6 protein-coding genes and 1 pseudogene are annotated in these 6,379 nt (G+C 61.4%); 2 read left to right on the top strand and 5 right to left on the bottom strand.

Annotation, left to right across the window (positions count from 1 at the left end; translation table 11 throughout):
* From ACYVDE_RS12235 to ACYVDE_RS12220, 4 genes and pseudogenes are all read right to left on the bottom strand, one after another.
* Positions 1 to 408: pseudogene (locus ACYVDE_RS12235) on the bottom strand (hypothetical protein); the annotation flags it as partial.
* A 219-nt stretch (positions 409 to 627) separates the two neighbouring features.
* Positions 628 to 1,887, bottom strand: coding sequence for a BamA/TamA family outer membrane protein (locus tag ACYVDE_RS12230; protein ID WP_460501829.1), 1,260 nt, complete (start codon positions 1,885 to 1,887; stop codon positions 628 to 630).
* Positions 1,888 to 2,005: 118 nt separating this feature from the next.
* The gene (locus ACYVDE_RS12225) at positions 2,006 to 2,302 is read right to left on the bottom strand and encodes a (2Fe-2S) ferredoxin domain-containing protein (protein ID WP_460501828.1); all 297 of its coding nucleotides are present in this window, start codon (positions 2,300 to 2,302) and stop codon (positions 2,006 to 2,008) included.
* 70 nt (positions 2,303 to 2,372) lie between these two features.
* Entirely contained in the window at positions 2,373 to 2,759 is a 387-nt protein-coding gene (locus ACYVDE_RS12220; protein ID WP_460501827.1) for an ArsR/SmtB family transcription factor, read from the bottom strand.
* Between the two features lie 102 nt (positions 2,760 to 2,861).
* On the opposite strand from ACYVDE_RS12220, the gene ACYVDE_RS12215 reads away from it, so the two are divergent.
* Both ACYVDE_RS12215 and ACYVDE_RS12210 read left to right on the top strand, forming a co-directional pair.
* The gene (locus tag ACYVDE_RS12215; protein ID WP_460501826.1) at positions 2,862 to 3,548 is read left to right on the top strand and encodes a carboxypeptidase-like regulatory domain-containing protein; all 687 of its coding nucleotides are present in this window, start codon (positions 2,862 to 2,864) and stop codon (positions 3,546 to 3,548) included.
* Between the two features lie 243 nt (positions 3,549 to 3,791).
* Complete coding sequence (locus ACYVDE_RS12210) at positions 3,792 to 5,165, top strand: NAD(P)/FAD-dependent oxidoreductase (RefSeq protein WP_460501825.1); 1,374 nt, start codon at positions 3,792 to 3,794, stop codon at positions 5,163 to 5,165.
* An 81-nt stretch (positions 5,166 to 5,246) separates the two neighbouring features.
* Here the strand turns inward: ACYVDE_RS12210 and ACYVDE_RS12205 are convergent.
* A partial coding sequence (locus tag ACYVDE_RS12205) for a M16 family metallopeptidase (protein WP_460501824.1) occupies positions 5,247 to 6,379 on the bottom strand: 1,133 nt, incomplete at its 5' end.

Here is a 6,379-nt window from a genome sequence, read left to right as displayed (position 1 = left end):
CATCAGCAGGCGGCGGGCGCGGCCCACGTGGGCATGCTCGCCGGGCAGGCACAGCTCGGCCACGTGCAGTACCAACTGCGGGAATTGCCGGGCCTGTTGCTGCACCAGGCCCGCCGTGTCGTCCAGGCAATTGTTGGCCAGCACAATGACTTCGTACGAGTCGGGCGGCAGGGGGCGGCCATTCAAATCGGTTTGGGCCGCCAGCGCGGCCAGGGTGGCGGGCAGGTTGGCTACTTCGTCTTTGGCCGGAATGATGACGCTGATGCACAGACCGGCGCGCGGCGGCGGCAGTTGCTGGCGCAACCGGTCCGCATCGGCATCGCGCGGCACGGCGGTCAGCAGCGCTGGCGGAGCCGGGGCAGTGGTTTCGTGCGCCGCCAGAAAGCGGGCGGGGGTAGCGTGGTCCATTGCCGAGGCTTACGCCCAACCCAGTGAAAGGATAACGCCCAGCTTACTTTAAAACGAATTGAAAAAGATATTTACCAGCTCGTTTCGCCGCTACCAGTCTTGCTGTCAGCCCCGTATTGCGGACCCGCTGCCGAGTTAAAATCGCCGGCTGAACGCCATAAAAAAAGCCTCTCCCGCAAACGGGAAGAGGCTTTTTGCAATCGATGCTGACGGCTGCGCTTAGAACGCCTCGCCAATGGCAAACAGAATGCCCGGCGAGCTACCGCTACCAGCGGCGTAATCGAGGCGCAGGTTCACGCGGTCGCGGCGGATGAAGTTGAAGCGAATACCCGCGCCGCCGGCGTATTTGGTGTCGCCCAGCGCGAATTTGTCGATGTACTGGTTCACGTTGCCCACACCGCCGAATATGGCGCCGTCGAACCGGCTCAACACGCTGCCGCCGTTGGGAAACAGCTTATGCCGGATTTCGGCTTGGAACATAATCATCTGGCGGTCGCGGTAGCGTTGCTCGTAAATGCCGCGCAGCAGGTTGCCGTTGTTGTAAAGCATGCCGCCGAGGTTGGCGCCGATGCCGGCCAGCTCGCGGAACGGCACGTCGCCGGTGTGGAACTGCCCCAGGAATTGCGCGGCCAGAATGGTGCGCGTCGAGCCCAGCGGCTGGAAGTGGCGGGCATCGAGCTGGTAGCGCACAAACCGGTAATCGGACCCCAGGCCGGTACCGTTGAACGTGGCCCCGAAATCGAGCAGATTACCCCGGAAAGCGGCCAGCGGCACATCGCGGGTATCGTAGGTAATCACCGGGCCCAGGCCCGACACGCGGGTGTTCTGCCGCTCGCGCTCGGTCATCCGCGGGTCGGTGTAGAATACGTTCGTGCCTTGGCCATCGGTCGTCTTGCCCGGCACATCAATGTTGCTGATGCCGGTGTAGCGGTACTGCGCGCCGAAAAACAGCTTGGGCACAATTTGCTTCTGCACGCGCTGATTGACGATGAACAGCTTGTATTTGGTTTCCGACTCATTGGCCGTCGCGGTGCCAGGGCCTTTGCCGTAGTAATACAGCAGAATGTCGTAGGCGCTGATTTCACCGTTGAGGTAGAATTTCTCGCCCGGCGTGTACACCGTGTGCACCAATTGCAACAGCGACTGCCCCTTCGTAGTCGTCCAGAACTGCAGACGGGCGTTGGATGGGCGCGTAAGCGTGTCGGTTGAGAACCGGCCGCTGAGCAGCCCGCCCAGGCCGTAGCCCAAGCCCGTTTCGGCCTGGTAGAACACCACCGGCACCGGCAACAACGTCAGCGTCTTGTTCTTGCCCAGCTGGCCAAACGACTTGGTGCTGCGCGGCTGCATCTGGGTGGCCAGCGGGGCCGGGCCGGGCGCGGCAGCCGGCGTGGTGAAAACAGAATCGAGGGGCGCGGCGGGCTGAGCGGCCGCAGTGTAAGCCAACCCCGTCAGAAGCAGGGCTGCGAGAGAAAAACGCATAGGAGCGGTGGGGTGAAAAACTAATGAATTACACTATCAACGGATTAAGCCGGCTTACGGTTGGCCGGCTCCCGCAGAGCACTGGATACGGCTTATTGCTCAGCTCCGGCCGCCTTAGCTACTCTTCAATCAGTAAACGTTTTACCACTTGGTTGCGCCCCAGATGCTCGGCCACCAGCACGGCGGCATCGGTCGGGCGCACGTTGCCGTAGGCCGTGCCGTCGGGGTACACCACGAGGGCAGCACCGGGTCCTTTTTTGCACTGCTTGCATAGGTCGAGGCAATTGCAGGTTTGCACGCGCACGTGCTGGCGCTCGCCGTCCAGCAGCAGCTTCTTGAGGCCCTGCAGCTTCAGTTCCTTTTTCAGGGCTTTGGCCACGGCCTCCCCTACCCCGGATTTCTGATTGGTACACACGAATAGGCGGCGAACTGGCGTCATGCCCGCTTGAACGCAGCCCGGGCGCGGACGTTGCCCCCTCCTACCTCTACCGCCCGTGCCAGTGGCGGTTTTGCAGCTTGTAGGCGGCCAGCTCGCGGTTCGACCACAGAGTTTGGTAAATCTGCTGGTCGTGCAGCAGCTGCGGGTCTTTTTCCATGAACAGCAGCAGCTGTTGGAGCAATTCGGCCGTCTCTTCCTTCAGCGAATAGTACATCCAGTTGTCGAGCCGGCGCACGTTCACCAAACCTGCATTCTTCAAGTACGATAATTGCCGGCTGGTTTTGGTTTGGGTGAAATCGAGCACCTGCTCGAGGTCGGCCACCACCATTTCGCGGTTGCGCCACAGCAAATGCAGGATGCGAACGCGGCTTTCGTCGCCCAACGATTTAAAAAGTTGCTGCCCGAAAGCAACCGTGAAATGTTTCAAGCGCATCTGCTGTCTGGGAAGGGAGTTGCGCCCTTCGTGCATTCTCCATCCAAAGGTATCAACGCCCCCGCTCCGGGCGGCGTATATTTGTTTTCTCGCTATCTGAATATGCCTGATTTCTTGCGCCTTCGTGGCCTTTCCGTTTTTATTGCCGCGCTGCTGCTGAGCTTGCTGCTGGCCGCGCCGGGCGCGCATGCTCAGGGCAAGCGCCAGGTCATTCAGTTCACCGGCATCGTGGCCAGCGGCGACAGCCTGCTCGGCGTGCCGGGGGCCAGCATCTACGTGCCCCGGGCCGGGCGCGGCACCACGTCCAACATCTACGGCTACTTTTCGATGGCCGTGCTGGCCGGCGACAGCATCGTGATTCGCTCGCTGGGCTACGCCAACCAAACCATCGTCATCCCGCCCGATTTCCGCCGCCAGAGCTATTCGGTGGTTATTCAGCTCATTGAGGATGCCACCGTGCTGCCCGAAGTGCGCGTATTCCCCTACACCACCGAGCGCGACTTCAAAAAAGCGTTTCTGGCCCTGCGCCTGCCCACGGAGCGCGGCACCGCCGCCGCCGACAACCTGAACGAGGAGCTGATGAACCGAATTTTCCGGACCCAGCCCATGGGCCCCACGGCCAACTTCCGTCAGACCATGGCCAACCAGAGCCTGGACTACGACCGCAAAATGGGCATGGCCCCCAACCAATACTCCAACAACCCGCTGCTCAACCCCTTCAGCTGGCTACAGCTCATTCAGCAGGTAAAAAAAGGCGAGTTCAAGAAGAAGAACTACAACGACGAATAACCGCAGATTAAACGAATTTCAACGGATTGAACGGATTATTTGTGGTTGCCGCGCTTCACCTGACCAACTGGTAAACAGCGGCAATTAACCCCATTGTATCCGACAGCTGAAGCCGGCTTTTATAAACAAAGGCCGGCTTTTTCGCGTTTTGACGTGACGGCCCGACTGCGCGGAACCCCAAAAAATCCGTTCAATCAGCTAAAATCCGTTCAATCCGCTAAAATCCGTTCAATCTGTGGTTCTATGGATACCAACCTTCCTGTTTCCGATAAGCCCCGCGTGGTGATTGTGGGCTGCGGCTTCGGCGGCCTGCGCCTGGCGCAGGCGCTGCGCAAAGCCCCCGTGCAAGTCGTGGTCATCGACCGCAACAACTACCACAACTTCCAGCCGCTGCTGTATCAGGTGGCCACCGGGGCGCTGGAGGCCGACAGCATTGCCTATCCCATTCGCAAGATTTTCGCGGGCCAGAAGAACTTCTTCTACCGCATGGCCGACGTGCAGCGCATCGACCCGGCCGCCAACACCGTGACTACCAGCGTCGGCGATATTCGCTACGATTACCTGGTGCTGGCCACGGGCTCGCTCACCAATTTCTTCGGGCTGGAGAGCATCGAGCGCAACGCCATGCAAATCAAGAGCATTCCGAATGCCCTGAACCTGCGCAGCTTCATTTTTCAGAACTTCGAGAAAGCCCTGCTCACCAGCGACCCCGCCGAAAAGCAGGCCCTGCTGAACATTGTGGTGGTGGGCGGCGGCCCCACGGGCGTCGAAATCAGCGGCTCGCTGGCCGAGATGCGCAAGCACGTACTGCCCAAAGACTACCCCGAGCTTGACTTGCAGGCCATGCAGATTTTTTTGGTCGAAGCCGGGCCGGCGCTGCTCGGGCCCATGTCGCCCGCCTCGCAGGCCGACGCTAAGCGCTACATGGACGAATTGGGCGTAACCGTGCACCTGAATACGTCCATCAAGCGCTACGAGGACGGCAAGGCATATTATTCTGACACTGAATACATCCCAACCGAAAACCTGGTCTGGGCCGCCGGCGTGAACGGGGCCGAAGTGCCCGGCCTGCCCGCCGAGGTCATCACCCGCAACAAGCGCATCACCGTGAACGGCTGGAACCTGGTGGAGGGCCAGCACAACATCTTCGCCATCGGCGACGTGGCCAACATGACGACGCCCGACATGCCCAAGGGTCTGCCCATGCTCGCCCCCGTGGCCCAGCAGCACGCCGACCACCTCGCCGAGAACCTGCAGCGCATGATGCGCCTCGAAAAGCCGCTCGATTTCGTGTACAACAACAAGGGCTCGATGGCCATTGTGAGCCGCAACAAGGCCGTGGTCGACCTACCCAAAAACATTCACTTCCGCGGCTTTTTCGGCTGGCTCACCTGGCTGTTTGTGCACTTGATGACGCTGGTGGGCTTCCGCAACAAAGTGGTGGCGCTGGTCGACTGGGCCTTCAGCTACTTCAGCACCGACCAGGCGCTGCGCCTCATCATCCGCCCCTTCAGCCGCAAGGATATGAAGGACGACAAGGGCAAGAAAAGCGCCGAGCACCGCACCGCCACGGCCGAGTATAACGCCACGCCGCCGGCCATTCAGGTGGAGGCGTAGCAAGTATAAGTAGGTAGAAATAAGAACGTCATGCTGAGCGCAGTCGAAGCATGACGTTCTTATTTTATCGTCCTGCCATTTTTAGACCGTCGGCCCCGCCACCACTACCTGCATATCGGCCGGGCTCAGGTACTGTTGCGCCAGCGCTTGCAGCGTTTCGGCATCGGCGGTTTCGGTTTGCTGCACGAACTGCGTGTAGTAGTCGGCCGGCAAGCCCAGGAATATGATGTTCTTATACTTATCGCACTGCTCGAACACGGTAGAAAGCTCGTTGGCGAACTTACCCAGCAGATAGTTTTTCACCGTTTCCAGCTCCTCGGCCGGAATGGGCTCCTCCTGCAGGCGGCGCAGCTCCAGCTCAATCTCGCTCACGGCGAAGGCGGCGCTTTCGCCCTTCACATCGGTGCCGATGACGAGTGAAGTACCGTACTCGCGCGGGGCCACGCTGGCGTAAATGCCGTAGGTCAGGCCCTTGTCTTCGCGGATGTTGCGCATCAGGCGCGAGCCGAAATAGCCGCCGAACACGTTCACCAGCAGCTTCAGGCGGTGCGTGTCGGGGTGCGTGGGCGCGGGCCACGCCCGGCCCATGCGGATGGAGGCCTGCAGGCTACCGGGCACCGCCACGTAGTCGGGCGCGGCGGCCGCGAAATCAGGCAGTTCTACTTTTTGCGGCGGCAGTGCCCCGCCGGCCAGCGCATCGGTGCCGAAGGCCTGTGCCACGAGGTCGCGCTCGGCAGCCACGTCGCCGCACAGGAACAGCTCGGCATTGGCCAGGGAGTAGGCCGATTGATGAAAGGCGCGGGCCTGCTCAGCCGTCAGGCTTTGGTAGGCGGCTTCGTCGAAGGGCCGGCCGTAGGCGGTGTCGTCGCCGAAGAGCAGCTCGTTGAAGCGCTCGGTGGCGAGGTAGCTGGTTTTCTGGCGCTCGACGCGCACATTCTGGATGGTGCGGGTTTTCAGCTGCTGCAGCTCGGCTTCGGGAAAGGCCGGGTTGGTGAGCACGTCGAGCACCAGCGGCAGCAGCGTGGGCAGGTGGCGCGTGAGGCAATACAGCGTGAGCGTGGCGCGGTCGAAGCCCGAGTCACACTCCAGCGACGCGCCATAGAAGGCCACTTCGTCGGCAATCTGGCGGGCGGTGCGGGTGGTGGTGCCCTCCAGCAGCATGCGGGCCGTGAGGGCGGCCAGGCCCGGCGTGGGCTCGCTCACTTTGCCGGCCC

It is taken from the genome of Hymenobacter agri (genome assembly GCF_054778495.1).
This window is presented reverse-complemented; position numbering and strand designations above follow the sequence as displayed.